Below are 25,654 nucleotides of genomic sequence, written 5' to 3'. Positions count from 1 at the left end.
GCCTCCGCTGAACGTAATGCACCAAACAGTGACCGGGATCACCCGGCCGACCATCATTCTGCCTGGAAGGCGTGAGTCAGTTCGCGTCGGTACCTTTCGAAGGGAAATCCTCGCTATGAGCGACTCGACTCGAACGCGGCGCGACCGCACCCATTGGCTGTATCTGGCCGTCATCGTGGCGGTGGTGGCGGGCGTCCTCGTCGGCTGGCAGGCGCCCGGCACCGCGCAGTCGTTCGCCCCGCTGGGGACCATCTTCGTCAACCTCATCAAGATGATGATCGCTCCGGTCATCTTCTGCACCATCGTGCTCGGGATCGGCTCGGTGCGCGCGGCGGCCACCGTCGGCAAGGTCGGCGGCCTGGCCATCGGCTACTTCCTGGTCATGTCGACCATCGCACTCGGGATCGGGCTCGTCGTCGGCAATCTGCTGCAACCCGGCGCGGGACTGAATATCGCCAAGTCGACCAAGGCCGGTCACGACCTGGCCAACACCGCGCACAGCGCGGGCGGCACCTGGGAATTCATCCAGAACATCGTCCCTTCCACTCTGTTGTCGTCGCTCACCACGGGCAATGTCCTGCAGGCGCTGTTCGTCGCGCTGCTGGTCGGTTTCGCGGTGCAGGCCATGGGCACGACGGGCGAGCCGATCCTGCGCGGCGTGGCGCTGCTGCAGAAACTCGTGTTCCGGATCCTGGTGATGATCCTGTGGCTGGCGCCGATCGGTGCGTTCGGCGCGATCGCCAACGTGGTCGGCAAGACCGGCCTGGACGCCGTGGTGAAGCTGGGCACGCTGATGGCCGCCTTCTACCTCACCTGCCTGGTGTTCGTCTTCGGTGTGCTCGGAGTGCTGCTGTGGAGCGTCTCGCGGGTGTCGATCTTCAAGCTGGTCCGCTACCTCGCGCGGGAGTACCTGCTGATCCTCGCGACGTCGTCGTCGGAATCGGCGCTGCCGCGGCTGATCGCGAAGATGGACCACATGGGCGTGGAGCGCACCACCGTGGGCGTCGTCGTGCCGACCGGCTATTCGTTCAATCTGGACGGTACCGCCATCTACCTGACCATGGCGTCGCTGTTCATCGCCGAGGCCATGGGCAAGCCGCTGTCCATCGGCGAGCAAGTCGGGCTGCTGCTGTTCATGATCGTCGCGTCCAAGGGCGCGGCGGGTGTCACCGGCGCGGGGCTGGCCACGCTGGCAGGCGGATTGCAGAGCCATCGGCCCGACCTCCTCGACGGCGTCGGCTTGATCGTCGGCATCGACCGCTTCATGTCCGAGGCACGGGCGCTGACCAACTTCTCCGGCAACGCGGTGGCCACGGTGCTGATCGGCACCTGGACCAAGACCGTCGACGTCGACCGGGTGCGCGAGGTGCTCGATCGCAAGGTGCCTTTCGACGAGCGGACCATGGTCGACGACGGCCACGGGACGCCGGAGGCCACCCGCACGCAAGAGGCCGAGGCCGTGGATCTGGTCAAGGCTTGACGGCGGTGGGGGAGAGGTCATCCGTAGCGCCGGGCTGAGGCGTGGCAGCCGCCCGGCCGCGGGGTGAATGACGAAGGGCCCGCGGATTCACGGATCCGCGGGCCCTTCGTCGCGTCCGGGGTTAGGCCGCCCATTTCTCCGGATTCAGGTGGTGCTGGGTCAGCGCGGTGGCGTGGCCGTGCCCGAATCCGTGCTCGTTCTTCAGCCATTCGACGAGTGCGACGGGCGCGACCCGAGGACTCCGACGATGCCGGCCGACTGCGCGCGGTGTCGCGGGCGTACCTCGACTTCGCCGCGGTCAACCCGGCGCTCTACGAGGCGGTGTTGCTGATGAACACCGATCTCACCTTCGGACCGGAAGCGCCCCTGCCGCTGCGCGAAGCGTTCGGTGATCTGGAAGCCGTGTTCCGTCCCTTGGTCGGCGAACCCGACCTCGGCGCCCGCACCGAGGTCGCCTGGAGCACCCTGCACGGCCTGGCCACCCTCGAACGCGGAGGTCGTCTTCGACCGGAGCTGCGAAGCCGGCGATGTGAACTCCTGGTGGCGGAGTGGCTCGCCGCGGTCGGTGCGCGCTAGCGGCGGGTGGCGCGTGCACGGTGACCGGTCACGCACGTACGGGAGCCCCTGTCCGGAGTCGGGACCCGATGCCCGGACCGCTGCTGGGTCGGCGTGCCGGTCGCGAAGGGGGGTGGTGTCGGCGAGCACGTCGAAGGCCGGCCGGCCGGTAGCGTGGGGGTATGGCTGATGTGGTGGTGGTCGGTTCCGGACCGAACGGGCTCGCCGCCGCGGTGATCCTGGCCCGGGCGGGGCTCGCCGTGGAGGTTTACGAGGCCGAGGATACGGCCGGGGGTGGGTCCCGCACAGCGGAACTGACCCTTCCCGGCTACCGGCACGACGTCTGTGCCGGCGCGCATCCGATGGCGGCGGCCTCCCCGTTCTTCCGGGCGTTCGATCTGCCCGCGCACGGCGTCGAGCTGCTCGCGCCGGAGGTCTCCTACGCCCATCCGCTCGACGGGGGCGTGGCGGGGCTGGCCTGGCGGGACCTGGAACGGACGGTCGAGGCTCTCGGCCCCGACGGCCCGACCTGGCGCAAACTGTTCGCGCCGCTGGTGCGGCACTGGCCCGACGTGGTCGACATCGCGATGTCGGATCTGCGCCGCGTCCCCCCCGGGCTCGCCACCGCGATCCGTTTCGGCCTGCGCACCGTGGAGCAGGGCTCGCCGCTGTGGGACATCAGGTTCCGCGAGCAGGTCGCACCCGCCCTGCTGACCGGTATCGCCACCCACGCGATCATCCCGCCGCGCGCTATCACGGCCGCGGGCGCCGCACTGCTGCTCGGCACGCTGGCGCATGTCGGAGGCTGGGTGATACCGCGCGGCGGCAGTCAGGCCATTCCGGACGCGCTCATCGCCGAACTCGAACGTCTCGGCGGCCGGGTGCACACCGGGCACCGGGTCGACTCGATCGACGAGTTCGCCGATGCCCGCGCGGTTCTGCTCGATCTCGCCCCTGCCGAACTGCTGCGGATCGCCGAGCACCGGTTGCCCGCGCGGTATGCGAAGCGGTTGCGGCGTTTCCGGTACGGCGGCGCGGCGTGCAAGATCGACTTCGCGCTCTCCGGGCCGGTGCCGTGGCAGGCCGAGGGTTGCGCGCCGGCCGGAACGGTACACGTCATCGGCACCCGCGCCGAGGCCATGGCCGCCGAGCACGCCGTGGCCATGGGACGGCACGCCGAACGGCCCTATGTGCTGTCCATCCAGCCCGGTGTGGTCGATTCCACTCGCGCGCCCGCCGGCGGCCACACCTTCTACACCTATGCCCACGTGCCCAACGGCTCCACCCGCGATGTCAGCGAGGACGTGATCGCTCAGGTCGAGCGGTTCGCGCCGGGCTTCCGCGATCTGATCGTCGCCAGGAACGTGATCACCGCCGCGGAAATGCCCTCGCACAACGCCAACTACATCGGCGGCGACATCTCCGCGGGCGCGATGACGTTGCGTCAGTTCGCGTTCCGCCCCGCCCCGCGCTGGAATCCCTATGCCACACCGATCCCCGGTGTCTATCTGTGCTCGTCCGCCACGCCACCCGGTCCGGGGGTGCACGGCATGAGCGGGCTGCACGCCGCTCGCCACGCCCTGCGCGAACGCTTCACCATCCGCACCGATCCGCTCGACCTCTTACGCACCCCCGCTTTCCAGCACCGCTGAACGGCCCGGTCCTCGCACGGACTCGAGCGCCGTGCGAGGAACCGTCTCCGCTCTAGGCGGACTTATCCCTTGGCGAGTTCGGTGCGGTAGAGATCGGGTTCGAGGTAGATGACGCGCGCCGCGGGGACCGCCGCGCGGACGCGGGACTCGGCGTCATCGATGGCGTCGGCGATCGCGGCGAGGTCGAGACCGGGCACCACGCCGATCTTCGCGGCCACGAGCAATTCGTCCGGGCCGAGATACTGCGTCTTGAGGTGGATCACTCGATCGATGCGGGTCTCGTCGACCAGGCTCGTCCGGATCCGCCGGTTCTCCTCCGGCGTCGCGCCCTCACCGATCAGCAAGCTCTGCATCTCCACGATGAGTACCACCGCGATGACGCCGAGCAGGCTGCCGATGGCCAGGGTGCCGATGCCGTCCCAGACCGGGTCGTCGGTGAGCATGGTCAGGCCGACGCCCGCGAACGCGAAGACCAGACCGATCAGCGCGCCGGTGTCCTCCAGCAGCACCACCGGAAGCTCCGGACTGCGCGAATTGCGGATGAACCGCCACCAGCTCGCGTTGCCTTTGAGCGGCGCGGACTCGCGCACCGCCGTGGTGAAGCTGTAGGACTCCAACGCGATCGCGAGCACCAGGATGACGACCGCCACGATCGGCGAACTCAGCTCCTCGGGGTGCTGGATCTTGTGGATGCCCTCGTAGACGGCGTAACCGGAGCCGAGGGTGAACAGCACGAGCGCCACGATGAACGAATAGAAGTAGCGGTTGCGCGCGTACCCGAACGGGTGCAGCTCGTCGGCTTCCTTCGCGGCGCGCTGCTGCCCCAGCAGCAGCAGTCCCTGGTTGCCCGTGTCGGCCACGGAGTGCACGGCCTCGGCGAGCATCGACCCCGAACCCGTGATCGCCGCACCGACGAACTTCGCCGCGGCGATCCCCGCGTTCGCGGACAACGCCGCGATGATCGCCTTCTTGCCACCGCCAGCCGACATGGAAGCATGTCCTCTCTGTTTTCGAGATACCCGCGAACAGACTAGGGCACCTGGGGATAGGCGTTCCGGATCGGTCAGCCGGCCGCACCGACGCACGCGCAGAACAGCTGGACGCGACCGTCCACCGCCTGCGCGCGGATATCGGTGTCGGCGGCGGAGATCCACGCCGCGCCGCCGCGCGTGAGTTCCAGCGACGAGCCGTCGCGGAACAGGCGCACGGTTCCCGCCGTGCACAGCACGATGCCCGGCCCCGCCGCGGTCAGCGGCACCCGCGCGGACCCGGCGACCAGGTCGAAGCGGCGCAGCGCGAACTCGGGGGCGGGCGTCCGGTAGCGCACCGATCCGTCACCGGCCGGCTCGGGCAGCACCACCGGCAGGCCGATCGGCTCGAAATCCAGCACCCGCAACAGTTCCGGCACGTCGACGTGCTTGGGGGTGAGGCCGCCGCGCAGCACGTTGTCGGAGTTGGCCATGATCTCCACCCCCACCCCGCGCAGGTAGGCGTGCAGATTCCCGGCCGCGAGGAACAAGCCCTGGCCCGGCTCCAGCGTCACCCGGTTCAGCAGCAGCGCCGCAAGCACACCGGCGTCGCCGGGGTAGGCCTCGGCCAGTTCGAGCGTCGTGCGCGCCTCGGCCGTGAACTCGCGCGTGCCCTTGCCGGACAGGTATCGCACGCAGCCGTCCAGCACTTCGGGCAGCAGCGTGGCGAGCACGTGCTGCGGGAGCGTGATCCAGGTGGTGAACAGGGTGCGCAGGCCCGCGGAATCCGGCTGCGCGGCGAGGAGTTCGCAGTAGGAGCGCAACCCGTCCACCGCCAGCGCGCGCAACAATGCGACGGTGCGGTGCGGTTCGCGGAAACCGGCCAGCGCCTCGAACCGCTCCAGCGCGACTACCAGCTCCGGCTTGTGATTGTCGTCGCGGTAGTTGCGCAGGGGTGAATCCAGCGGCACCTTCGCCCGATTCTCCCGGTCGAAGCCGGCCCGCGCCTGCTCGGTACTCGGGTGCGCCTGCAGCGACAGCGGCTCCTCCGCGGCCAAGACCTTGAGCAGGAACGGCAGCTTCTCGCCGAACCTGGTTGCGGCCGAGCCCAGCTCCCGGTCCGGGTCGGCGGCGATCAGTTCCAGCAGCGAGGTGGGGCTGTCCCCGACCTTCACGTACGCCGGGTCGGCCGGGTGGGCGCCGAACCACAATTCCGCTTCCGGATGCGCCGACGGCACCGGCCTGCCGCACAGCTGAGCGAGCGCGGTGCGCGAGCCCCAGGCATACGAGCGCAGCGCACCAACGAGTTCGTGCACTAGTAGCTTCCCCCGTACTGCCCCTGGCCGTCGGTCGCGGCGGTACGCGCGCCGATCAGCCGCAGGTAGGCGGCGGCCATCTCCAGTCGCAGCGCGAGCACCGCGAGCTGTTCGAGTTCGGTGCCGTTCGCCTGCGCGGGCTCTTCGGCGTGGGCCTGCGCGGGAGCGGCGGGGTCGGTCATCTCGGTGTGCAGCAGATCGACGTCGGCGTTCACCAGGTCGGCGTCAACCAGATTCGGTCCACCACCGCCGAAGATCGCGACGCGGCGGCGCGCGGCCGCACGATCGCGATCGGCGCTGAGCACGAACACCCGGATGCGCTCCACGGGCGCGGGGCCGTCCAGCTCCTCGTCGTGGAACATCGGGTCGAAGCCGGGCGCGGGTTCGCCCGCCGCCTCTGCGATCCGGGTCCGCGCCGACACGGCCTCGGCCAGATCCACCGCGGTGGCCACCTTGCCCGCGGTCTGCAGCAGCACCTCGGCGCCATGCTCGGCCAGTTCGGCGGCGGCGGGCGAATCGCCCGCGAGCACGATGCCCCGCTGCTGCATGCGGGCCGCCAGCGTCTTGGCGGGGTTGTGGAAGACCTCGTTGTGCGGGCCGTCGCGCAGCGCCTCCGCGTCCAGCACGTCGGCCAGTTCGGCGAGTTCGGGCACGGCGGATCCGGTGCGCTGGGGGTCGACCGCGCGCAGGACCGCGATTCCGGCGGCCAGGAAGCGCAACAGGCGGTTGTGCCCGAGCACCTGCACCCTGGGTTCCAGAACGGCGGCGCGACCGGCCGCGGCGGCGCGCAGCGGCCCCTCGTGCGGCGCGGCGACGACCACCTCGGCGCCGCGGCGCAGCGCCCGGTCGACGGCATCGATCAGGCGGGGATCACCCGCGTCGTCGCCGGAGACCAGGACCACGTCGAGCGGTCCCACCCACGGCGGGAGGGCGGCGGCGGGCACGACCGGCAGGCCCGCGCGGTCCCCGAGTGCGGCCACGAGCAGTCCGGCGGCACGCGCGGCACGTCCGGAACCGGAGACCAGCACCACGCTGCGTGGCCGCAGATCGGCCAATCGGGCGAGCGCGTGCTCACCCACGGCGGCCGCGGTGGCGCGCACCTGGGCGCCGCCCGAGGCGGCCGAGCGAAGGGCGCCGCCTGCGTCGGCGGCCTCGAGTGAAGCGGCATCGTCGAGGTCGAGCACCGGTGTTCCAGCGATCATCGGGCGTCCCACCTCCCCTCATCGCGCTGTATCTTTTCCGCCCCCGCGCCCACCCGGTCCAGCTGCCACACCGAGACCGAGCCGGGCGAATCCAAGGCCTGTGATTCCACTATTCCAGTCAGGAGCGCACGATGCTCAGGATCTCGGTCACGAGTGCGTCTACTTCCTCCGCCGATCGGGCCTCGACATTCAGCCGGAGCAGCGGCTCGGTGTTCGACGCGCGCAGGTTGAACCAGGCGTTGTCGGCCAGCTGCACGGTCACCCCGTCGAGGCGGTCGACCGAGTGCGCCCGGTCCGCGAAGGCGTCTACCACGGCCGATGTCCGCGCCGCGGCGTCGGCCACCGTGGAGTTGATCTCGCCGGAGGCCGCGTAGGCCGCGTAGGACGCCATCAGATCCGACACCGGCCGGTCCTTCTCGCCGAGCGCGGCCAGCACGTGCAGCGCAGCGAGCATCCCGGAGTCGGCGCCCCAGAAGTCGCGGAAGTAGTAGTGCGCGGAGTGCTCGCCGCCGAACACCGCTCCGGTGGCGGCCATCTCCTGCTTGATGAACGAGTGGCCGACCCGGGTGCGCACCGGCGTCCCGCCCAGCTCGTGCACCAGCTCCGGCACCGCGCGGGAGGTGATCAGGTTGTGGATGATCACCGCGCCGGGCTCCTTGCCCAGCTCGCGCTCGGCGACCAGGGCGGTGATCGCCGACGGCGATACCGGCTCGCCGTTCTCGTCGACCACGAAGCAGCGGTCGGCGTCGCCGTCGAAGGCCAAGCCGATGTCCGCGCCGGATTCGCGGACCAGCTTCTGCAGGTCCACCAGGTTGGCCGGGTCGAGCGGGTTGGCCTCGTGGTTCGGGAAGTTGCCGTCCAGCTCGAAGTACAGCGGCACGATCTTCACCTGGGGCAGCGCGCCCAGCACCGCGGGCACCGTGTGCCCGCCCATGCCGTTGCCGGCGTCCACCGCGATGGTGAGGGGCCGGATGCCGCCGAGTTCGACCAGGCCGCGCAGGAACTCCGCGTATTCGGCCAGCAGGTCCAGTTCGGTCGCGGCGCCGCGCTCGCCCGCGTACGCGGGCACGCCCTCGATCAGCTCGTTCTTGATGGTGGCCAGACCGGTGTCCTGCCCGACCGGAAGGGCTTTGGCGCGACACAGCTTGATGCCGTTGTACCGGGCCGGGTTGTGACTGGCGGTGAACATGGCGCCCGGGCAGTCCAGGCGGCCGGAAGCGAAGTACAGCTGGTCGGTGGACGCGAGGCCGATGTGCACCACATCCAGGCCCTGGCCGAGCGCGCCGTCGGCGAAGGCGGCCGACAGCTCGGGTGAGGAGTCGCGCATGTCGTGACCGATGACGATCCGGTGCGCGCCCTCGGCGCGCATCAGCCGGGCGAAGGACGCGCCGACGTCCCTGACGAATTCCGCGTCGATCTGTTCACCGACCACACCGCGAACATCGTAGGCCTTGATCACCGCGTTCACGAATTCGGCAGAGCGGGCGACTGTCATGCCCAACACCCTAGTGGTTGCGCCGGACCGGTCCGACACCGTCCTCGCCGATCAGGACGGCGGGTCGGGCAGGACGCGCAGATGGCCGCGGCGACCCGTTCGCGTGGTACGCGGCGGCGGGGGAGAGTAGTCGTGGTAGCCGCGCTGCTCGCGCTCCGGCGGTCGGCGGCGCAGCCCGGCCTCCCGCACCGCCTCGGCGAGCGCGGTCAGATCGTCGTCGTCCGGTGTGCTGGAGGAGAATCCGCCTTCGTGGCGAACCAGTTCCCAGCCTTTCGGAGCGGTGATGCGTGAGCCGTGCGTTTCGCAGAGATCCCAGGAGTGCGGTTCGGCGACCGTCGCGAGTGGTCCGACCACTGCCGTCGAGTCCGAGTACACATAGGTGAGCGTCGCGACGGCCGGATTCTTGCAGCCTGGACGGCAGCAACGACGCATGGGAATCACGCCGATGAGAGTAACCCCCCTGGCGCGTCGATGGGGACAGACACGCTCGAGGAATCTCGGTCCGCATGCCACGAAACGAGGGCAGCACGGCGTTCCGCAGTGCGCGCGACGCGCTCTGCGGCGTTGTGGACGACGTCCCCCGGACGCGCGGGCATCGGTTTCCCGGACGCGCGCGCGAGTGGTCTGTCGCGGAGTGGAAGTGCAGGGGTACCCGGCGACCGGCCGGCCTACACGTGCCCGCGCTTGCCCCGCAACGGCATTCGAGGACCGCCGCCGCGTGGATGGGTGCGACTCACTCGGCTTCCGGATCGATCACGTCCGGGTCGACGCCCAGGTAGGTCGCGACCTGCTGGACCAGCACTTCGCGCAGCAGATCCACCAGATCGTCGGGGTCGCTGGCGCGTAGTTCGAGCGGCTTGCGGAACAGCACCACCCGCGCTCTGGTCGCCGCGCCGTGCCGGTCGACGCCTGCCGGGATGAGCCGGGAGAGCGGGACCGGGCCGTCGGCGACCACCTCGTCCGGCCAGGTGACCGAATCGGGGTGCAGCGGACGAATTTTCGGAACGTCGTCGACCGCGATGTCGAGTTTGGTGAGCCGGTCGTGCCAGCGGGAGTCCAAGGGGGCGAAGGCCTCCAGCACCAGCCGGTCGAACTTCTGGCCGCGGGTCCGCCAAGCGGGAACGGTGGGTGGCAGCATCGGCCCGCGTACTCCGCGGCCACGGCGGATCACCGACCGCGCGGTGGGCGGTCGACGCTTACGGGAACGTGCCATGAGACAAAATCTAGGCCAGCGGGCCGCGGCCGTCCGCACCGAGGCGGTGGGAGGACTTCGGTCGTGTCGCGCGCGCCCGGAGCGCCCTGGTGGGCGGGCGGCTCCGGGCGCCGCGTACGTCTGTCAGCCGATGCCGCGCTTGAGGCGGCGGCGCTCCCGTTCGGAGAGGCCGCCCCAGATACCGAAGCGCTCATCGTGCGCGAGCGCGTACTCCAGGCACTCGTCGCGTACCTCGCAGCCCATGCAGATCCGTTTGGCCTCACGGGTGGAGCCGCCCTTCTCGGGGAAGAACGCCTCCGGATCGGTCTGCGCGCACAGGGCGCGCTCCTGCCACTGCTCCTCGATGGATTCGAACATCTCGTCGAAGCCGGTCACGACCAGGCTGAGCCGGGGCGTCGTGACTCCGTCACCCCCCTCTTGGTCCTTCCAGCCGCCGTTGTCTGCGCAGACGCCACGTGCTGCGCCTGCTGTGGAATCGGTCGGCGAGACCATCTCGTTGGCCATCGCTCCGCCTCCTCACTGTGTGTTAGCGCAGAATGATTCTTTCCGTCGGACCAACACATGCACCGACGGCCATACCCCGCGACGTTGTCCCGCGGACGTCCCCGAGCTTGTCACACCGATGCGAACAGGTGTTCGAAATACCGTTCGCGCGTTGATCTCTCGCGCGAACCCGGAATGACATGACTGTGATTAGACACGCCGGACGCGTCGATGGTCAAGCCGCCGTCGCTATTCCGTTACTATCCGCACCCGCATTCCGAGACGATCTTGTGATCTGCAATAGCAAATAAACAGCAAATTTGCCGCGAACGGGAGCCGCCACGCCAGCGCATAGGCTGTGCGGATGTGACTGGACAACAAGCGGACGCCACACCCGCGAACGGACCCCGGGTCGCCGTGCTGGTCGGCGGCGTCGGTGGCGCGCGTTTCCTTCAGGGCGTCCGGGAGCTACTGCCCGAGGCGGAAGTCTCCGCGATCGTGAACGTCGGCGACGACGTCTGGATGCACGGCCTTCGGATCTGCCCCGACCTCGACACCTGCATGTATACGCTCGGCGGAGGTATCGATACCGAGCGCGGCTGGGGTCGCGTGGGCGAAACCTGGCACGCCAAGGAGGAGCTCGCGAAGTATCGGGCCCAGCCGGACTGGTTCGGCTTGGGGGACCGCGATATCGCCACGCATCTGATCCGTACCGAAATGTTGCGCGCCGGATACCGGCTCTCGACGGTGACCGAGGCGCTGTGCAACAGGTGGCAGCCCGGCGTGAAACTGATCCCGGCAACCGACGATCGCTGCGAAACGCATGTCGTGGTGACCGATCCGGACAACCCTGGCGAACGGCGCGCGATCCATTTTCAAGAGTGGTGGGTTCGCTACCGCGCGAACATCGACACCCATGGATTCGCCACAATTGGCGCCGATGAAGCCAAACCTGCCCCAAATGTGATCGATATCATAGAATCCGCCGACGTGGTTCTCCTCGCACCGTCGAACCCCGTCGTGAGCATCGGCGCCATCCTCGCCGTGCCCGGTATCCGCGGCGCGCTGCGCACCACCCCGGCCAAGGTGATCGGCGTGTCCGGCGTGATCGACGGGAAGCCGCTACGCGGTATGGCCGACGAGTGCCTGTCGGTGATCGGTGTGGAAACCACGGCCGAGGCGATCGGCCGGTACTACGGCGCCCGCTCGGCCACCGGAATCCTGGACGGCTGGCTGATCCACAGCACCGACACCGCCGAGGTGCCCGGCGTGGAGGTACGCAGCGTGCCCTTGTTGATGACCGACCCGCCCACCACCGCCGAAATGGTGCGTCAGGCGCTGGATCTCGCTGGAGTCGCCCTGTGAGCACACCGAACGACCACGCGGCCGGAGAGCTGCGCATCCTGCCCGTCACCGGACTGCCCGAATTCCGGCCCGGCGACGACCTCGCCGAGCAGATCGCCCGCTGCGCGCCCTGGCTGGCCGACGGTGACGTGCTGGTGGTCACCAGCAAGATCGTCGCCAAGGTGGAGGGGCGCATCGTGGAAGCGCCGCTGGATCCCGAGGAGCGCGACGCCGTCCGGCGCGGGCTCATCGACCAGGAGGCGGTACGGGTGCTCGCGCGCAAGGGGCGCACCTTGATCACCGAGAACAAGCTGGGGATCGTGCAGGCGGCCTCCGGCGTCGACGGCTCGAACGTCGAACAGGGCGAGCTCGTGCTGCTGCCCACCGACCCGGACGCCAGCGCCAAGGCGCTGCGCGCCGCGCTCGCCGAACGACTGGGCGTGACGGTCGCGGTGGTCGTCACCGACACGATGGGCCGCGCCTGGCGCAACGGGCAGACCGACGCGGCCATCGGCGCCGCGGGCCTGCGCGTGCTGCACGACTACGCGGGCGCGGTCGACGGCCAGGGCAACGAACTGTTCGTCACCCAGGTGGCCGTGGCCGACGAGCTGGCCGGGGCAGCGGACCTGGTCAAGGGCAAGCTCGGCGGTGTTCCGGTGGCCGTGGTGCGCGGGCTGCCGATCGTCGACGACGGCTCCGCCGCCACCGATCTGCTCCGCGGCGGCACCGACGATCTGTTCTGGCTGGGCACCGCGGAGGCGATCGAACGCGGTCGCAGGGAGGCGATCCTGCTGCGTCGCTCGATCCGTCAGTTCTCCGACGCGCCCGTCGATCCGGAGCGGATCCGCTCGGCGGTGTCGATCGCGCTGACCGCGCCCGCTCCGCACCACACGCGGCCCGTGCGGTTCGTGTGGCTGCGCACGCCGGAGCTGCGCACTCGACTGCTCGAGGCGATGGCGCGGAAGTGGCGCGCGGATCTGGCCGCGGACGGCCTGCCGCCGGAGCGGATCGAGCGCCGGGTCGCGCGCGGGCGCATCCTGTTCGACGCACCCGAGGTGATCATTCCGTTCTGCGTGCCGGACGGTGCGCACGATTACCCGGACGAGCGCAGGCGCGCCGACGAGCGCACCATGTTCACCGTCGCGGTGGGCGCCGCGGTGCAGGGGCTGCTGGTCGCCTTGGCCACCGAGGGAATCGGCAGCTGCTGGATCGGGTCCACGATCTTCGCGCCCGAGGTCACCTGTGAGGTTCTGGGCCTGGCCGAGGACTGGAGTCCGCTGGGCGCCGTCGCCATCGGCCATCCACTCGAGGAGCTGACCCCGCGCCAGGCGCCCGGCGCGGGCTCCGGGCTGGTCGAGCTGTGATCGGACGGATCGCCTTCCGCGCCACGGGGGGTCACCGGTGAGCGCGGAATCGCTGCACGCCTCGGCGACGGAGCTGCTCGCGACCTGGGGTCCCGCGACAGATCCGGAGCGCTCGCTGCGCGAGGCGATGCTGGCCTTCCTCGGCTCCGCACCGCGTGGCTGCCTCCGTGAGCACGCGCCCGGGCACATCACCGCCTCCGCGGTGGTGTTCTCCCACGACGGTCGCGAGGTACTGCTCACCCTGCATCCGCGGGTCGGGCGCTGGATCCAGCTCGGCGGTCACTGTGAGGAGCGGGACGAGACGGTCGCGGGCGCCGCGCTGCGGGAAGCGACCGAGGAGTCCGGCATCGCGGACCTGCGCCTGCATCCGGGCCTCTACGGCGCGCAGGCGCATCCCATCACCTGTTCGCTCGGTACGCCCACCAGGCACTTGGACCTCCTGTTCCGCATCACCGCCCCCGCGGGCGCGATCCCGGTGCGCAGCCACGAATCCACCGACCTGCGCTGGTGGCCGGTAGACGCCCTGCCCGCCGACGCCGACGTCCTGCTGCGGTGACCTAGCCGCGTTACTTCCAGACGAGCCCCGGCCGGATGACATCCGGCCGGGGCTTTCAGCACTCGGGCGAGTTTACAAATTTCCATATTTGTATAGACATGCGACAAATATGCCTCTATCGTCCATAAGTGAGGTAATGCGCGTCACAGATGACGCGCCGTTCGGAATGGAGACGACGATGTCGACGCACGCCGACATGTCCGCGCAGCCGGTCGAGGTGCCGGCCTGGCGGGACCGCAAGCGTTATATGTGGCTGTGGGGGTTGTTCGCCCCGACCGGCCTGTTCACCATCGGCCTGCCGCTGATCTGGGCATTGAACGAGCTCGGCTGGCATCGCCTCGCGCAGGTGCCGTTCTGGCTCGGGCCGATTCTGATCTACGTGCTGATCCCGATCGCGGACGTCTTCTTCGGCCCGGACGGCGACAATCCGCCCGACGAGGTGATGGAGTACCTGGAGAACGACAAGTACTACCGCTACCTCACCTACCTGTACCTGCCGTTCCAGTACGCCGGGCTGGTGATGGCGGCTTATCTGATCACCGCCGACCAGGTGAGCTGGCTCGGCATCGACGGCGGGCTGAACGTGGTGGACAAGATCGGCCTGGCGATCACCGTCGGCATGATCGGCGGCATCGGCATCAACACCGCGCACGAACTCGGCCACAAGAAGGTCGACCTGGAGCGCTGGCTGTCGCGCATCGCGCTGGCCCAGTCCTGCTACGGGCACTTCTACATCGAGCACAATCGCGGCCACCACGTGCGGGTCGCCACCCCCGAGGATCCCGCGAGCTCCCGGGTGGGCGAGACGTTCTGGGCCTTCTGGCCGCGCACGGTGTGGGGCAGCCTGAAGTCGTCCTGGCATCTGGAGAAGGCCCGGCTGGAACGGCTCGGCAAGAAGCCGTGGAGCCCGCGCAACGAAGTACTCAGCGCCTGGCTGATGTCGGCGGCGCTGTTCGCGGTCCTGGTCGCGGTGTTCGGCGTCGAGCTGCTGCCGTACCTGATCCTGCAGGCGGTGGTGGGCTTCAGCCTGCTGGAGGCGGTCAACTACCTGGAGCACTACGGCCTGGTGCGGCAGCGCACGGCGAGCGGCCGGTACGAGCGGCCCGCTCCCGTGCACAGCTGGAACAGCGACCACATCGTCACCAACATCTTCCTGTACCACCTCCAGCGGCACAGCGACCATCACGCCTACCCCACCCGGCGCTACCAGACGTTGCGCAGCTGGGACGGCGCGCCGAACCTGCCGAGCGGCTACGCCAGCATGATCCTGCTCGCCTACTTCCCGCCGCTGTGGCGTCGTGTCATGGACAAGCGGGTACTCGCGCACTACGACGGCGACATCACCCGCGCCAACATAGATCCGGGCAAGCGGGAGAAGGTGCTGGCGCGTTACGGCGCCGCTCGAGCGGGAAAGGCCACGGCATGAGCGTCCGAGGCCGGAGGTGGCGGCGAGTGACCACCGCGGAGGATTGCGCCTGTGTCCGAAAGGAGACGGCGTGAGCGCGTATCGCTGCCCGGTCTGCGACTACGTCTTCGATGAAGCGAACGGCGCTCCGCACGAGGGCTTTCCGCCGGGCACCCGGTGGGAGACGGTGCCGGACGACTGGTGCTGTCCGGACTGCGGCGTGCGGGAGAAGATCGACTTCGAGCCGATGGGGAGTATGAAATGACCGAGTACAAGCTGTATCAGTGCATCCAGTGTGGCTTCGAGTACGACGAAGCCGAGGGCTGGCCGGAGGACGGCATCGCCCCGGGCACCCGCTGGGACGACATCCCCGACGACTGGACCTGTCCGGACTGCGGCGCCGCCAAAGCGGATTTCTTCATGGTCGAAATCGAACGGTCGTGAGATTTTGACTGCGGCAGGCGCCCGTGACAGTGTCGCGGGTATGCCGCGGAACGGAACCAGGATTCCCTACCAGGAGGCCGCGCGGGATCTGCTGCGGACGTCGGTCCTGGACGCGATGCGCGAGCTGCTCACCGAGCGGGATTGGTCCAAGATCACGCTCGGTGACGTCGCGACCAGGGCCGGCGTGAGCAGGCAGACGCTGTACAACGAATTCGGCTCGCGCAGCGGGCTCTCCCAGGCCTACGCGCTGCGCTTGGCCGACTTCCTGGTCGATCACGTCGACGCCGCCATCAACGGCAACGTCGGTGACGTCCGCGCGGCTTTCCGCGACGGGATAACGAATTTCCTGTTCGACGCGGCGTCCGACCCCTTGGTGCAGTCGCTGGTGGCGGGCGAGGTCAAGCTGGATCTGCTGCGCCTGATCACGCTCGACGCGGGGCCGTTGCTGGAGCACGCGACCGAGCGGCTGTCGGGTGCCTTCCAGCACAGCTGGGTGGCGTCGACCGCGGCCGAATCGGACGTCATCGCACACGCGCTGGTGCGAATCGCCCTCAGCTACATTCCCACTCCGCCCGGTCCCGGGCGCGACGCGCCCGAGGAACTGAGCGCGCTGCTGAGCCCTTATGTCGAAGCGATCCTCGCCGCGCGGGTGCCGCGCTGAGCCCTGACGGGCAACCGGCTCGCGACCTGGCGCATATGCAGCACATTGAAAACAGACTGCCCGGCTTGTAATAGCGATCACGTTTCAACCGACGGCATCGTTGTAACGGACCACAAGTCAAGAAGTATTCTCAGGCGACGGTGTTCGGGTCTTCTCTGAGTGGAGCAAAAGTGCAAACGGTTGGCAAACCTATGGGATCGGTCGATCCCAAACGCCATCTGTGGGTTCTCGGCTTGCTCGCGCCCTCGTCGGCATTGCTGCCGTCACAACTGGTGCTGCACACCGGCTCCGCGGTCTTCTGGTGGATCGGCCCGATCATCGTGCTGATCGTCATCCCGGTGCTGGACTGGGCGGTCGGCGTGGACGGGAGCAACCCCAGGGACGAGGACTACGAGCTGCTGTCCAACGACCGGTACTACCGGTGGTGCACCTATCTGATGCTCCCGGTCCAGCTGATCGGCCTGGTCATCGCGAGCTATATGTGGGCCGGTGACGAACTGAGCACGGTCGACAAGTTCGGTCTGGCCACCACCCTCGGATTCGTCAGCGGCATCGGCATCAACGCCGCCCACGAACTCGGGCACCGGGTCGAGCACATGGAGCGCTGGCTGGCCAAGATCGCGCTCGCCCAGTCCGGTTACGGGCACTTCTTCGTCGAGCACAACCGCGGCCACCACGTGCGCGTGGCCACCCCGGAGGATCCGGCCAGCGCCCGGCTGGGCGAGTCGCTGTGGGAGTTCCTGCCCCGCAGCGTGTCCGGCAGTTTCCGCTCCGCGATCGCCCTCGAGCGCGAACGGCTCGCGCGCAAGGGCAACGGCTGGTGGAGCGTGCACAACCACATCCTGCAAGCCTGGTCGATGACGCTGGTGCTGTTCGGCTCCCTGATCGCGGCGTTCGGCTACCAAGTGCTGCCCTGGCTGCTGTTGCAGGCCGTGATCGGCTTCGGCCTGCTGGAGACGGTGAACTATGTCGAGCACTACGGCCTGCTGCGGGCGCGCCGCCCGGACGGCAGGTACGCTCGCTGCTCGCCGCGCGACAGCTGGAACAGCGACCACCTGGTCACCAACATCTTCCTGTTCCACCTGCAGCGCCACAGCGACCACCACGCCAATCCCGGCCGTCGCTACCAGACGCTGCGGACCTCCGAACAGGCCCCGCAACTGCCCGCGGGTTATGCCGCCATGATCGTGCTGGCCGCCATCCCGCCGCTGTGGCGCTGGATGATGGACGACCGCGTCCTCGCCCACTATGGCGGCGACATCACACTGGCGAACATCCAGCCGCGCAAGCGCCGCCGCATCCTGGCGGCCCGCGGGGCCACCGCGTAACGGGCGCATCGGTGCCCCGGCGCGACCCCGGTCGGCGCCGGGCCGGGCGAAGAGGACGGCCGCGTAGTCCGCACCCGGCCGTGAGCGACTAGCCTTGCCTCGGTACTTGCCGAACCAGGAGAGGCTGATGACCACCTCAGAACTTCCCGCACGCACGTCGTTGACCGCCGATGTCCGCAACGGCATCGACTACAAGGTGGCGGATCTGTCGCTGGCCGATTTCGGCCGCAAAGAGATCCGCCTGGCCGAACACGAGATGCCCGGTCTGATGGCGCTGCGCCGTGAATACGCCGAGGTGCGGCCGTTGCAGGGCGCGCGCATCTCCGGCTCGCTGCACATGACCGTGCAGACCGCGGTGCTGATCGAGACCCTGACCAGCCTCGGCGCCGAGGTCCGCTGGGCCTCCTGCAACATCTTCTCCACCCAGGACCACGCGGCGGCCGCCGTCGTCGTGGGCCCGAACGGCACCGTCGAGGAGCCCAAGGGCACCCCGGTGTTCGCCTGGAAGGGCGAGACGCTGGAGGAGTACTGGTGGGCCGCCGAGCAGATGCTCACCTGGCCGGGTGAACCGGCCAACATGATCCTCGACGACGGCGGCGACGCCACCATGCTCGTGCTGCGCGGCGCGCAGTTCGAGAAGGCCGGCGTGGTGCCGCCCGAGGACGAGGACCACTCGGCCGAGTACAAGGTCTTCCTGAACCTGCTGCGCGAGCGGTTCGAGACCGACCGGGGCAAGTGGAGCAAGATCGCCGAGTCGGTGCGCGGCGTCACCGAGGAGACCACCACCGGCGTGCTGCGGCTCTACCAGTTCGCGGCGGCGGGTGAACTGGTGTTCCCCGCGATCAACGTCAACGACTCGGTCACCAAGAGCAAGTTCGACAACAAGTACGGCACCCGCCACTCGCTGATCGACGGCATCAACCGCGGCACCGACGTGCTCATCGGCGGCAAGAAGATATTGATCTGCGGCTACGGCGATGTCGGCAAGGGTTGCGCGGAATCGCTTGCCGGACAGGGCGCCCGGGTGCAGGTCACCGAGATCGACCCGATCAACGCGCTGCAGGCGCTGATGGACGGCTACGACGTGGTGACGGTGGAGAACGCGATCGGCGAGGCCGACATCGTCATCACCGCGACCGGCAACAAGGACATCATCACCCTCGAGCACATGAAGGCGATGAAGGACCAGGCCATCCTGGGCAACATCGGCCACTTCGACAACGAGATCGACATGGCGGCGCTGGAGCGTTCCGGCGCAACGAAGTTGACCATCAAGCCGCAGGTCGACCTGTGGACGTTCAAGGAGAGCGGCCGCTCGATCCTGGTGCTGTCGGAGGGGCGTCTGCTCAACCTCGGCAACGCGACCGGCCATCCGTCGTTCGTGATGTCCAACAGCTTCTCCAACCAGGTGATCGCCCAGATCGAGCTGTGGACCAAGCCCGAGCAGTACGACAACGAGGTCTACCGGCTGCCGAAGCACCTGGACGAGAAGGTCGCCCGCATCCACGTCGAAGCGCTCGGCGGCGAGCTCACCAAGCTCACCAAGGACCAGGCCGAGTACATCGGCGTCGACGTCGAGGGCCCGTACAAGCCGGACCACTACCGCTACTGATCCGCGGAACTCCCGGAGGCCGCGGGCACCGAAAGGTGTCGGCGGCCTCCGCCCATCTCGCTGAGGCCATGGGCAAGCCGACGGGCCCGGGGTGACCCGGATCGGTGAGTGCGGGCTGACGGCAGTTGGCCGGACCGAGCCGCGCGGTGACCGTGACGCTCGGCCGAGTAACCAGCATATGTGCTGGTGAGGTGATGTCAGCCGAATGTGGGCGGCGGGGTAGTCTGCCTGGTCATGGGAGTGCTGATAGCGGTCGAGGGGCTCGACGGCGCCGGCAAGCGGACGCTGATCGAGCGGGTTGTCGCCGATCTGCGTGGGCGCGGGCTGCGCGTCGCGACGGTGGCCTTCCCGCGCTACCGCGTCTCGGTGCACGCCGATCTGGCCGCCGAAGCGCTGCGTGGCGCGCACGGCGACCTCGCGGGCTCGGTCAGCGCCATGGCCCTGCTGTTCGCGCTGGACCGCGCGGACGCGCAGGACGAACTGTCGAAGCTGTTGGCCGACAACGACGTTGTACTCCTGGATCGCTACGTCGCCTCCAACGCCGCCTACTCGGCCGCCCGGCTCGGGCAGTCGGCCGACGGTGAAATCGTGGACTGGGTGGGCGAATTGGAGTTCGGCAGATTCGCCCTGCCCGTGCCTGCCCTGCAGGTGTTGCTGGATGTACCCACCGAACTCGCGGCCGAGCGTGCCCGCAGGCGTGGCGAACTCGACGCCGAGCGCGCCCTCGACGCCTACGAGCGCGACGGCGGTCTGCAGCACCGGACCGGCGCGGTGTACCGTGAGCTGGCCGAACGCGACTGGCGCGGACCCTGGTGGACATACCGATCCGACGACGGTCCGGCTGAGCTGGCCGCGCGGATCGCCGAAATCGTTGGTCGATAAGGTTGGCTGTGCCGTGGGTTCGCACCAGTGTTGGCGTGGCGGCCCGATCCTGGCCTGGGAGATGACAACATAGTAGTTATGAAGCCGAAGATTCTGGTCGTCGACGACGATATGGCACTCGCCGAGATGCTCACGATCGTCTTGCGCGGGGAAGGGTTCGACCCGCACGTGGTCGGCGACGGCACACAGGCCCTGGCGGCGGTTCGCGAGATCCGCCCCGATCTGGTGTTGCTGGACCTGATGCTGCCCGGCATGAACGGCATCGACGTGTGCCGTGTGCTGCGGGCCGATTCCGGGGTTCCGATCGTGATGCTCACGGCGAAGACCGACACGGTCGACGTCGTGCTGGGTCTGGAGTCGGGCGCCGACGATTACATCGTCAAGCCCTTCAAGCCGAAGGAGCTCGTCGCCCGGGTGCGGGCGCGGCTGCGCCGGACCGAGGAGGAGCCCGCCGAGCTGCTGTCGATCGCCGATATCGTGATCGATGTGCCCGCGCACAAGGTCAGCCGCGGCGGCGCGCAGATCTCGCTGACGCCGCTGGAGTTCGACCTGCTCGTCGCCCTGGCTCGTAAGCCGCGCCAGGTGTTCACCCGTGAGGTCCTGCTCGAGCAGGTCTGGGGCTACCGGCACGCCGCCGACACCCGCCTGGTGAACGTCCACGTGCAGCGGTTGCGGGCGAAGGTGGAGAAGGATCCCGAGAACCCGGAGATCGTGCTGACCGTCCGCGGTGTCGGTTACAAGGCCGGACCGCCGTGATCCATGGCGTGATCACGCGTCTGGAACGATCGCTGGCTCCGGTGGTGGCCTGGTTCCAAGCGGTCGGCATTGCCTTAGGCCACCTGTGGCGTCGTTCGCTGCAGTTGCGCGTCATCGTGTCCACGCTGACGCTGTCGCTGATCGTCATCACGATCCTGGGCGTGGTGCTGACCAGTCAGATCACCGACCGGTTGTTGGACGCCAAGATCAACGCCGCGGTCGAGGAGATGGACCGTGCGCGCAACACGGTGGAGAGCCAGCTGGCGGGTGTGCACGACATCGGCGCCCAACCGCAGCGGTTGGAAGAGGCCCGCAACGCGCTGTCCAACCGCGGCGGCACCGGCCAGTCCACCGGCGCGGCGGGCAGCTTCGATTCGGCGCTGAGCGTCATCGGCGGGATGCCGCCGCAGCAGATTCCGCGCGGCCCGATCCAAGAGGTGCCCGACGAACTGCGCCGGTTCGTGCAGCGCAACCAGGTCAGTTACCAGTTCGCCACGGTCGACGACGCGGATGGCTACCGCGGGCGCGCGCTGATCATCGGCAGCCCGAGCGCGGAGATCCCGACCCTGGAGATCTACCTGATCTTCCCGCTGGCCAATGAGGAACGCAGCCTGTCGCTGATGCGCGGCACCATGCTGGTCGGCGGCATCGTGCTGCTGGTGTTGCTGGCCGCGATCACCGCGCTGGTCACCAGGCAGGTGGTCCTGCCGATTCGTTCCGCCGCCCGGATCGCGGGCCGGTTCGCCGACGGCAGGCTCAAGGAACGCATGCTGGTGCGCGGCGAGGACGACATGGCGCGGCTGGCCCAGGCGTTCAACGAGATGGCCGAAAGCCTGTCCAACCAGATCACCCAGCTGGAGGAGTTCGGCAATCTGCAGCGCCGGTTCACCTCCGACGTCAGCCACGAGTTGCGCACCCCGCTGACCACCGTGCGCATGGCCGCCGACCTGATCCACGGCAGCAGCGACGACCTCGATCCCGCCCTGGCCCGCAGCGCCGAGTTGCTGGTCAACGAGCTGGACCGGTTCGAGGGCCTGCTCAACGACCTGCTGGAGATCAGCAGGCACGACGCCGGCGTCGCCGAACTGCAGGTCGAGTCGCTGGACGTGCGGATGTGCGCGCGGGCCGCGATCTCCACCGTGCGGCACCTGGCCAAGGACGCCGGGGTCGAGGTGATCAGCGACATGCCGGAGGAGCCGCTCGTCGCCGAGGTCGATCCGCGCCGGGTGGAGCGCGTGCTGCGCAACCTGCTGGCCAACGCGATCGATCACAGCGAGGGCAAGCCGGTGCTGATCCGGATGCGCGGCGACGTCGAGGCCAACGCCGTCGCCGTCGTAGTGCGCGATCAAGGCGTCGGCCTGCGGCCGGGCGAGGAGAAGCTGGTCTTCAACCGGTTCTGGCGCTCGGATCCGTCCCGCATGCGCCGCTCCGGCGGCACCGGTCTCGGCCTGTCGATCAGCGTGGAGGACGCGAACCTGCACGAGGGCAAGCTCGAGGCCTGGGGTGAGGCAGGCATGGGCGCCAGCTTCCGCCTGACGCTGCCGCTGGTGCGCGGCAAGAAACTCGGCCCGAGCCCGCTTCCGCTGGAACCGGCGCGCAAGTCGATGCGCCTGGTCGAGCCGGAACCGCCCGTCGAACCGGAGAAGGCGCCGCCGATCGCCGCCGAACCGGACGATGCCACCTACGACTCGACCGCTCCGGGCGCTGCGCAGGGGACGAGCGCCGTGCCGCATAGCGCGGAGCCGGGCAGTTCCGATCCGGCCGGTGCGCAGCAGGGCGATTCCTTGACAGCGCCCGACAACGGGCGTTCGGAGCACGCGAACGAGCCGGACGGCGACGGGCCCACCGACACCGCCTCGACCGACGAGGCGCACGCGTCCGCAACGAACGGCTCATCGGCATCGGCATCGGAATCGGCGCAAGCCGGGGGCGGCGGGACGCGCGAACCGGGGGACGTACAGTCATGAGAATGCGTGTCAGATCTGCGCGGGGGCGGCGACTGACAGTGCTGGTGGCGACGATCCTCGCGGTCGTGACACCGCTCACCGCCTGCGCCAGCCTGCCCGAGTCCTCCGCTCCGGAGGCGCTGGGCACCATCAACCGGGAGCCCACCTCCGAGGGTCCGCCGCCGCCGGTCGCCAACCGCGATCCCGATCTGCTGCTACGCGACTTCCTCCAGGCCACGGCCGATCCCGCCAACCGGCATCTGGCCGCCCGGCAGTACATGACCCCCGCGGCTTCCACCCAATGGGACGACGCGGCGGGCACCGTCATCGTCGAGAAGCCCGACACGTTGCGAGAGTCGCGCTCCGGAGACAAAGCCAACTACCTGATCCGCGCGCGCAAGGTAGGGGAGCTGTCCGCCGACGGCGGGTACCGCCCCAACGACGACATCCCCTACGTCGAGAACAAGATCGAGCTGACCAAGATCAACGGTGAGTGGCGCATCGACGAATTGCCCGACGGCGTCGTCATGGACTCCACCGCGTTCTTCAAGTCCTACCGCCGCTACGTGCTGTACTTCATCGATCCGGGCGGCAATATGGCCGTCCCGGATCTGCGCTGGCTCGCGGTGCCGAAAGCCCAGCTGGCCCAGCGATTGCTCAGCTCGTTGCTCGAGGGGCCGCAGCCCGCGCTGGCGTCGGTGCTGCGCAGCGAGCTGACGCCGCCGATCGCGCTGCGCGGGGCGATCACCAAGGCCAACGGTGATCCCGACGGCGTCGGCATCGGGCTCGGCGGCGTCAAGATCGATCTGGCGGGCGCGTCGGCGTTGAATCCGCGCGAGCGCGAACTACTGGCCGCGCAGGTGGTGCTCACGTTGTCCAGCGCCGACATCCTGGGGCCGTACATGCTGCTCGCCGACGGCAAGCCGTTGGACGAGCGGTTCGCCGCGAACGGGTGGAGCGTGGCCGACGTGCAGCAATTCAATCCGGCCACCTCCGCGCGCAATCAGACCGGGCTGCACGCGCTGCGCGGCGGGGGATTGGTGCAGATCGCCGAGAACGGTGGCATCATCCCCGCTCCCGGCTACTTCGGCGGGGTGAACAACCTCCAGTCGGCGACGTTGTCCCCGGACGGTCAGCTCGTCGCCGCCGTCGCGGAAGCCGGAAGGCCCCCGGGCGTGCCGTCGCGCACGCTGATGGTCGGGACCTACGGCGGCAACGCCTTTCCGGTGGCCGAGGGCTTCACCATCACCCGGCCATCCTGGACCGCGGACGGCAGCGCGGCATGGGCGGTGGTCGACGGCGACCGGGTGATCCGCGCGGTCAATGACCGGGGCAGCGGCAACGTATCGGTGCAGAACGTCGACATCTCCGGGCTGACGGCGGCATCCTCGGCCACCTCGCCTCGGCTGCCGATCACCGAACTGCGGATCTCCCGGTCCGGAGTGCGGGCGGCGATGATCGCCGACGGCAGGGTCTACGTCGTGGTCGTCGTGCCCAAGCCGGACGGAAAGGTGGCGCTGACCTCGGCGCTTCCCGTGGGCGTCGGACTCAGCACGGCCGCGGTCTCGGTGGACTGGCTCGACGCGGACACCATCATCATCGCCCGTGAGGGCAATGTGGACCCGGTCAGCACGGTGTCGGTCGACGGCTCGGAGCCGACCCCGCTGACCTCACAGAATCTGACGGCGCCGGTGCGCTCGGTGAGCGCGAGCCCGGATCACCAGTACGTCGCCGACTCACGCGCGGTGCTGGAGCTGACCTCCGCTCCGGACCAAGGGCAGCCGTACTGGCGCGAGGTTCCGGGTCTGGGCGCGAACGCCATACCCGTCCTGCCCGGCTGAGGGTGCGTCCGGTCCCGGGTATGCGGCCATGGTGGACCGCCGGAGGCCCGCCAGTGGGACGACCCGGCCGGATCGCTGGTTGCTTCATCAGGGGTCGCTATGGGTGGGTGCGAGGGTCGGAGCAGCGGCGACCTAGCGCGTAAACGTCCCTGCCGCAGAAACATACGTCCCCCCGGGCATCGCCGTCGACCTGAGCGAGCGAACTTGTCGGGGGACGGGCGCACACTCGGTCGATGCGAACCCTGCTCGATCTGGTGCTGCCCGCCGCCTGCGCGGGCTGCGGACGTTCCGGAGCCGATTGGTGCGCCGCCTGTGCCGTCACCCTGACCGGCCCGCCGGTGCGGGTGTGGCCGCGCACCGATCCGGGCGTTCCGTGCTGGGCGCTCGGGCCGTACGCCGGGCCCGCGCGCCGGGCGGTGCTCGCCGTCAAGGAACGCGGCAGGCGGGATCTGGCGAAGCCACTCGGGGCGGCGCTCGCGGGCGCGCTCGCCGAGTTGCGTTCGCCGCGCCGTCCTTTGGTGCTGGTCCCCGCGCCGAGCAGGGGCGTGGCGGCGCGACGCCGAGGCGGCGATCCGGTGCTGCGTTCGGCCGCGGTAGCTGCGCAATGGCTACCGGACACCCGCATGGTACCCCTGTTGCGAGTGGGGCGAGAGGTGCGTGATTCGGTCGGCTTGACACCCGCCGAGCGGGTTCGCAACCTGGAGGGGCGGGTGCGCACCGCCCCCGGTCGTTTCGCCGATCGGGGAATACCGGCGAACGCCGAGATAGTGCTGGTCGACGACGTGCTGACCACCGGTGCCACGGCCCGCGAATCGGTGCGTGCACTGCGGCACATCGGATTGCCGACACATGGCGTTCTGGTTACGTGTGTTGCTTGACTCCGGGAAATTTGCGTGAACACTGGCGATCAGCGCGTCGGCGGACTAGCGTCGCGGACACACACCCGAACCGCAAGTTTGGAGGTGGCGCCTCGGACAACTTGTGCCGAGTAATTGTCGATCGGCACGGCTCAATCCCGCCGCACTGGAATCGGTCGGTGCGGCCAGATCCGGGAGGTACGCGTGACGACTTCTTCACGACCTTCAGTGAAAGATCCCGCTCCTTCGGTGCTGGACTCCGGCACCCAGGAAGCAGCACCCGAGCAACCCGCA

General features: G+C 69.1%; 25 protein-coding genes. 17 read left to right on the top strand and 8 right to left on the bottom strand.

The window, feature by feature from the left end; genetic code table 11:
* The first annotated feature begins 115 nt into the window (after positions 1 to 115).
* Entirely contained in the window at positions 116 to 1,480 is a 1,365-nt protein-coding gene (locus NG1_RS22530; RefSeq protein ID WP_062973835.1) for a cation:dicarboxylate symporter family transporter, read from the top strand.
* Between the two features lie 121 nt (positions 1,481 to 1,601).
* Here NG1_RS22530 and NG1_RS37520 read toward each other — a convergent pair whose 3' ends face one another.
* Positions 1,602 to 1,685 carry a hypothetical protein gene (locus tag NG1_RS37520; RefSeq protein WP_084499115.1) on the bottom strand — a complete coding sequence of 28 codons (84 nt, stop codon included), beginning with the start codon at positions 1,683 to 1,685 and terminating at the stop codon, positions 1,602 to 1,604.
* Positions 1,686 to 1,696: 11 nt separating this feature from the next.
* Between NG1_RS37520 and NG1_RS22525 the strand changes: the two genes are divergently transcribed.
* Entirely contained in the window at positions 1,697 to 2,056 is a 360-nt protein-coding gene (locus NG1_RS22525) for a TetR-like C-terminal domain-containing protein (protein WP_062973833.1), read from the top strand.
* 161 nt (positions 2,057 to 2,217) lie between these two features.
* The gene (locus tag NG1_RS22520; protein WP_062973830.1) at positions 2,218 to 3,687 is read left to right on the top strand and encodes a phytoene desaturase family protein; all 1,470 of its coding nucleotides are present in this window, start codon (positions 2,218 to 2,220) and stop codon (positions 3,685 to 3,687) included.
* A 62-nt stretch (positions 3,688 to 3,749) separates the two neighbouring features.
* Here NG1_RS22520 and NG1_RS22515 read toward each other — a convergent pair whose 3' ends face one another.
* The 7 genes from NG1_RS22515 to NG1_RS22485 all read right to left on the bottom strand — a co-directional run bounded on the left by NG1_RS22515 (position 3,750) and on the right by NG1_RS22485 (position 10,238).
* Positions 3,750 to 4,676, bottom strand: coding sequence for a cation diffusion facilitator family transporter (locus NG1_RS22515; RefSeq protein ID WP_062973828.1), 927 nt, complete (start codon positions 4,674 to 4,676; stop codon positions 3,750 to 3,752).
* A 74-nt stretch (positions 4,677 to 4,750) separates the two neighbouring features.
* Complete coding sequence (manA, locus tag NG1_RS22510) at positions 4,751 to 5,971, bottom strand: mannose-6-phosphate isomerase, class I (RefSeq protein ID WP_062973826.1); 1,221 nt, start codon at positions 5,969 to 5,971, stop codon at positions 4,751 to 4,753.
* Positions 5,971 to 7,173, bottom strand: coding sequence for a serine/threonine-protein kinase (locus NG1_RS22505; RefSeq protein ID WP_062973824.1), 1,203 nt, complete (start codon positions 7,171 to 7,173; stop codon positions 5,971 to 5,973). The genes manA and NG1_RS22505 overlap by 1 nt, the downstream gene beginning before the upstream one ends.
* Before the next feature lie 118 nt (positions 7,174 to 7,291).
* A complete protein-coding gene (locus NG1_RS22500) occupies positions 7,292 to 8,668 on the bottom strand; it encodes a phosphomannomutase/phosphoglucomutase (protein WP_062973822.1) in 1,377 nt (458 codons plus the stop codon).
* Positions 8,669 to 8,719: 51 nt separating this feature from the next.
* Positions 8,720 to 9,100 (bottom strand): DUF3499 domain-containing protein, encoded by a 381-nt coding sequence (locus NG1_RS22495; protein WP_040869368.1) that lies wholly within the window; start codon positions 9,098 to 9,100, stop codon positions 8,720 to 8,722.
* Between the two features lie 301 nt (positions 9,101 to 9,401).
* Positions 9,402 to 9,881 carry a metallopeptidase family protein gene (locus NG1_RS22490; protein ID WP_168434228.1) on the bottom strand — a complete coding sequence of 160 codons (480 nt, stop codon included), beginning with the start codon at positions 9,879 to 9,881 and terminating at the stop codon, positions 9,402 to 9,404.
* A 123-nt stretch (positions 9,882 to 10,004) separates the two neighbouring features.
* Entirely contained in the window at positions 10,005 to 10,238 is a 234-nt protein-coding gene (locus tag NG1_RS22485) for a WhiB family transcriptional regulator (RefSeq protein ID WP_029901515.1), read from the bottom strand.
* Between the two features lie 543 nt (positions 10,239 to 10,781).
* On the opposite strand from NG1_RS22485, the gene cofD reads away from it, so the two are divergent.
* From cofD to NG1_RS22415, 14 genes are all read left to right on the top strand, one after another.
* Entirely contained in the window at positions 10,782 to 11,729 is a 948-nt protein-coding gene (gene cofD / locus NG1_RS22480) for a 2-phospho-L-lactate transferase (protein ID WP_245659996.1), read from the top strand.
* On the top strand, positions 11,726 to 13,072 hold the full coding sequence (locus NG1_RS22475; RefSeq protein ID WP_062973818.1) for a coenzyme F420-0:L-glutamate ligase: 1,347 nt from the start codon (positions 11,726 to 11,728) through the stop codon (positions 13,070 to 13,072). The genes cofD and NG1_RS22475 overlap by 4 nt, the downstream gene beginning before the upstream one ends.
* A gap of 37 nt (positions 13,073 to 13,109) precedes the next feature.
* A complete protein-coding gene (locus tag NG1_RS22470; RefSeq protein ID WP_040869245.1) occupies positions 13,110 to 13,628 on the top strand; it encodes an NUDIX hydrolase in 519 nt (172 codons plus the stop codon).
* A gap of 178 nt (positions 13,629 to 13,806) precedes the next feature.
* Positions 13,807 to 15,054, top strand: coding sequence for an alkane 1-monooxygenase (locus NG1_RS22465; RefSeq protein ID WP_062973906.1), 1,248 nt, complete (start codon positions 13,807 to 13,809; stop codon positions 15,052 to 15,054).
* Between the two features lie 70 nt (positions 15,055 to 15,124).
* Positions 15,125 to 15,298 carry a rubredoxin gene (locus tag NG1_RS22460; protein WP_062973816.1) on the top strand — a complete coding sequence of 58 codons (174 nt, stop codon included), beginning with the start codon at positions 15,125 to 15,127 and terminating at the stop codon, positions 15,296 to 15,298.
* Entirely contained in the window at positions 15,295 to 15,477 is a 183-nt protein-coding gene (locus NG1_RS22455) for a rubredoxin (RefSeq protein ID WP_040869242.1), read from the top strand. The genes NG1_RS22460 and NG1_RS22455 overlap by 4 nt, the downstream gene beginning before the upstream one ends.
* Before the next feature lie 40 nt (positions 15,478 to 15,517).
* Positions 15,518 to 16,138: a TetR/AcrR family transcriptional regulator gene (locus tag NG1_RS22450; protein WP_062973814.1), complete on the top strand. Its 621-nt coding sequence runs from the start codon at positions 15,518 to 15,520 to the stop codon at positions 16,136 to 16,138.
* Between the two features lie 191 nt (positions 16,139 to 16,329).
* Positions 16,330 to 17,466: an alkane 1-monooxygenase gene (locus tag NG1_RS22445; RefSeq protein ID WP_062973812.1), complete on the top strand. Its 1,137-nt coding sequence runs from the start codon at positions 16,330 to 16,332 to the stop codon at positions 17,464 to 17,466.
* Positions 17,467 to 17,593: 127 nt separating this feature from the next.
* On the top strand, positions 17,594 to 19,078 hold the full coding sequence (ahcY, locus tag NG1_RS22440; protein WP_062973810.1) for an adenosylhomocysteinase: 1,485 nt from the start codon (positions 17,594 to 17,596) through the stop codon (positions 19,076 to 19,078).
* A 234-nt stretch (positions 19,079 to 19,312) separates the two neighbouring features.
* Positions 19,313 to 19,960: a dTMP kinase gene (locus NG1_RS22435; protein ID WP_062973808.1), complete on the top strand. Its 648-nt coding sequence runs from the start codon at positions 19,313 to 19,315 to the stop codon at positions 19,958 to 19,960.
* A gap of 78 nt (positions 19,961 to 20,038) precedes the next feature.
* A complete protein-coding gene (gene mtrA / locus NG1_RS22430) occupies positions 20,039 to 20,716 on the top strand; it encodes an MtrAB system response regulator MtrA (protein ID WP_039800350.1) in 678 nt (225 codons plus the stop codon).
* 44 nt (positions 20,717 to 20,760) lie between these two features.
* Positions 20,761 to 22,683 (top strand): MtrAB system histidine kinase MtrB, encoded by a 1,923-nt coding sequence (gene mtrB, locus NG1_RS22425; protein WP_373686161.1) that lies wholly within the window; start codon positions 20,761 to 20,763, stop codon positions 22,681 to 22,683.
* The gene (lpqB, locus tag NG1_RS22420) at positions 22,680 to 24,503 is read left to right on the top strand and encodes an MtrAB system accessory lipoprotein LpqB (RefSeq protein WP_062973806.1); all 1,824 of its coding nucleotides are present in this window, start codon (positions 22,680 to 22,682) and stop codon (positions 24,501 to 24,503) included. Before mtrB ends, lpqB begins: the two co-directional genes overlap by 4 nt.
* A 233-nt stretch (positions 24,504 to 24,736) precedes the next feature.
* Positions 24,737 to 25,381, top strand: a complete 645-nt coding sequence (locus tag NG1_RS22415) for a ComF family protein (RefSeq protein WP_062973804.1) — start codon at positions 24,737 to 24,739, stop codon at positions 25,379 to 25,381.
* The last annotated feature ends 273 nt before the right edge of the window (positions 25,382 to 25,654 follow it).

It is taken from the genome of Nocardia gamkensis NBRC 108242 (genome assembly GCF_001612985.1).
In the GTDB taxonomy this organism is placed as follows: Bacteria; Actinomycetota; Actinomycetes; order Mycobacteriales; family Mycobacteriaceae; genus Nocardia; species Nocardia gamkensis.
This window is presented reverse-complemented; position numbering and strand designations above follow the sequence as displayed.